4 protein-coding genes and 1 pseudogene are annotated in these 2,946 nt (G+C 36.8%); 3 read left to right on the top strand and 2 right to left on the bottom strand.

Annotation, left to right across the window (positions count from 1 at the left end):
* Nucleotides 1-113 precede the first annotated feature (113 nt).
* Nucleotides 114-476 carry a cyclic-phosphate processing receiver domain-containing protein gene (locus WB217_RS06905; protein WP_423991905.1) on the top strand — a complete coding sequence of 121 codons (363 nt, stop codon included), beginning with the start codon at nt 114-116 and terminating at the stop codon, nt 474-476.
* Between the two features lie 126 nt (nt 477-602).
* Nucleotides 603-1,073 carry a hotdog fold thioesterase gene (locus WB217_RS06900; RefSeq protein WP_423991903.1) on the top strand — a complete coding sequence of 157 codons (471 nt, stop codon included), beginning with the start codon at nt 603-605 and terminating at the stop codon, nt 1,071-1,073.
* A 24-nt stretch (nt 1,074-1,097) separates the two neighbouring features.
* On the opposite strand, the gene WB217_RS06895 is transcribed toward WB217_RS06900, so the two are convergent.
* Nucleotides 1,098-1,865 (bottom strand): alpha/beta hydrolase, encoded by a 768-nt coding sequence (locus WB217_RS06895; protein ID WP_423991901.1) that lies wholly within the window; start codon nt 1,863-1,865, stop codon nt 1,098-1,100.
* A 49-nt stretch (nt 1,866-1,914) separates the two neighbouring features.
* The gene (locus tag WB217_RS06890) at nt 1,915-2,604 is read right to left on the bottom strand and encodes an aspartate/glutamate racemase family protein (RefSeq protein ID WP_423991899.1); all 690 of its coding nucleotides are present in this window, start codon (nt 2,602-2,604) and stop codon (nt 1,915-1,917) included.
* Nucleotides 2,605-2,763: 159 nt separating this feature from the next.
* Here WB217_RS06890 and WB217_RS06885 point away from each other — a divergent pair.
* Nucleotides 2,764-2,946 (top strand): annotated as a pseudogene (locus WB217_RS06885) (hypothetical protein); the annotation flags it as partial.

Genomic DNA, 2,946 nt, shown 5'->3' with positions numbered 1-2,946 from the left:
AGTCGATATTGTCCATATTTGTCTAAAAGTATGTTAGGGTTAAAGGACACATACGAAACTAGGGTTTAACCGACTTTTCTTAGTCACCCCCTATTTAGGGAAGGAGATCAAGAATGGAAAAAATTAATGTTTTCCTAGATGACTATCGTATAGCGCCAGAGGGATACGTATTGGCAGAAACGATTGATGAATGTCTGACCCTATTAAAGAATTTTGAAATCGAACACCTTTCTTTGGACCACGATTTGGATAGCCCAATCAGAAATGGCTTATTGCTAGTTAAAATCATGGTTGATGAGAAACTCTATGCCGATCGGATTACAATACATTCAGCCAATTCTGTTGGCGGAAAAGCAATGTATAATTGGTTTAAAGATGCGCAGCATCATTCTCATATGCCCCATTCCATTAATATTACCTTAAGGCCGCTGCCCCTTCATTCATTTACTTCACGAATGCTTTTAAATTATAAATAGCAAATAAATCTCATTCCCCTCAGTCCGTTTACACTTCCAAGGACCCTTTCATACCGTTTATTATCACTTTAAAAGGATTCTGCCTTCCGATTATCGAATAGATAAATAAAAAGTGGAGGGCTATTGATGAAAAATCAGATAAATGAAACTGAAATCCATCATGCATTCAAGAATGAAATAATGAAAATGCTGCAGAAAGATTCCTACGCCAGATCACTGGGCATCAAGCTTGTGGATCTTGGCGAGGGTTCAGCAATTGCAGAAATGGAAGTTAAGAACAATATGGTTAATATGCATGGAACACTTCATGGGGCTGTTACCTTTGCCCTGGCTGATTTTGTGTTTCAAGCTGCATGTAACTCTTATGGAAGAATTTCTGTTGGACTTACAACAACCGTTAATTATATGGCTGCAGGCAAATTAGGCTCGGTGGTTACAGCCTCAGCCACAGAAGAAAAAAAGAACTACCGAACTGCCTGGTACAAAATCCGTGTTGACTGTAATGGAGAATTAATCGCAACGATGGAGGCAGTCGCCTACCGTAAGGAAAGTTATTTTGTGCCAATAGAAAATGGAAATAGCAAAAAGGACCAATGAAGAAATTGGTCCTTTTTTGTATGCTTATTTGTATAAGTAATTAAGAATAGCAGGTACTCTTTCGCGCCAGGCCAGTTCATTATGGACAGCACCTTCGGCAATGACAAATTTACAATCCTTAACTTTCCCTTTTAGCAAGGAATAAATGGATTCACTAGATTCAATATACCGCCTGCTATCGATTGTGCCAGATGATTCATTTGTACCGACATCAAGATAAAATTTTTCAATGGCTGATAGATCACTATCCTTTATCAGTTGTTCAATTTCCTCCTGAGTGAACCAGTAAGCTGAAGAAACTGATGCAACTCTTTTAAATATATTTGGATATTTGCATGCCGCGTATGTAGAAATCAAGCCACCCATTGAGCTGCCGGCCATCGAGGATTCAACAGGAATTGTCCTATATTTATCGTCAATGAAGGGTTTCAGCTCATTGACGATATATTCTACATACTTCTGCCCTTCGCCGCCTATTCCATCTAGTTCAGGCGCAAAGATTTTCCTCATTTCAGAGCTGGACCATGGAGAATATTCATCAAGCCTTTTATAACCATCATTACAATCAATACCGACAACAATGATTTCTAAATCACTTTTATCAAGATAGTCTGAAATGCCCCAAGACATTCCATAACCTGCATCTTCGTCTTTATAAAGATTTTGGCCATCATGCATATAAAGCACCGGATAGCTCTTTTCTTTATTTTCATTATATTGCTTAGGCAAGTAAACCCTTACCATTCTTTTTCTATCCAATGTAGAAATATTTACTTCAAAATGCTCAAACATGGAGTACCTCCTAAATTCATTAATCTTTGAATGATATTTTTAAACTATTTTAACTTAACGCTTTGTCAACAGCACCAAGAGCATGAATCATTGTAGTATCAAATAATGGTACGTCGGCATCGTCTTGTTTAATTAATAAGCCAATTTCGGTACACCCTAAAATAATACCTTCTGCCCCTTCCGCGACTAATTTTTGTATAACCGCCTTTAAGTATTCTCTTGATGCTTCTACGGTTTTCCCAAGACATAATTCATTGAAAATGATTTGATTGATTGTCATTCTTTCCTGTCCACCTGGAATGAGAATTTCAATATTTTCGTCCTTAATCCGAGAAGTATAAAAATCCTGCTCCATCGTATATTTTGTTCCAAGCAGACCAACCTTTTTAAAGCCTTGATTTAAGATTTTAACAGCTGTTTCGTCAGCAATATGCAGAATAGGGAGTGAAGTTTTCTTTTGAATCACGTCGATTACTTTATGCATGGTATTCGTACAGATTACAATAAAATCAACCCCTGCATGTTCAAGACTTACAGCCGCTTCCCCAAGAATTTCACCAGCCTGATCCCACCTGTTCTGTGACTGGCATCTCTCAATTTCATCAAAATCCACGCTATACAAAATGCACTTAGCAGAATGAAGTCCGCCCAGTCTTTTTTTTACTTCCTCATTAATAACCCGGTAATATTCAGCAGAAGATTCCCAGCTCATTCCGCCTATCAATCCAATGGTCTTCATACAGAAATCCTTCCTTCAATAAAAGATTCATTTACATGAGTTCGCTATGATTAGGCTATAATCCTCTTAAAATTAGTACTCTTATTCGGAAATCTTCTTTACAGAAATATCACTCTAGTCAATAATTAACAAAAATACTCTTTTATAGGAGACACGCTTGTGGAAGCATTTTTAACATTTAGGAAACAGTTATTTTATAATTATCTATTTGGATCTTCACTAGCTGTTCTTGGAGTTGGAGGAGTATTTATTTTCTTAACTCTTACTCTGTCAACAACAGAATTCTATTATATGAGTTTCATTTTGGTGAGTTCATTTATATCAATGGCTTTAATTGAATAC

Source organism: Mesobacillus sp., from assembly GCF_049588175.1.
In the GTDB taxonomy this organism is placed as follows: domain Bacteria; phylum Bacillota; class Bacilli; order Bacillales; family Cytobacillaceae; genus Mesobacillus.
This window is presented reverse-complemented; position numbering and strand designations above follow the sequence as displayed.

What these genes read in the sequence shown, in the direction of transcription:
- WB217_RS06905 (WP_423991905.1), top strand. Translation starts at nt 114, where the DNA reads ATGGAAAAAATTAATGTTTTCCTAGATGACTATCGTATAGCGCCAGAG.
- WB217_RS06890 (WP_423991899.1), bottom strand. Translation starts at nt 2,604, where the DNA reads ATGAAGACCATTGGATTGATAGGCGGAATGAGCTGGGAATCTTCTGCT.
- WB217_RS06895 (WP_423991901.1), bottom strand. Translation starts at nt 1,865, where the DNA reads ATGTTTGAGCATTTTGAAGTAAATATTTCTACATTGGATAGAAAAAGA.
- WB217_RS06900 (WP_423991903.1), top strand. Translation starts at nt 603, where the DNA reads ATGAAAAATCAGATAAATGAAACTGAAATCCATCATGCATTCAAGAAT.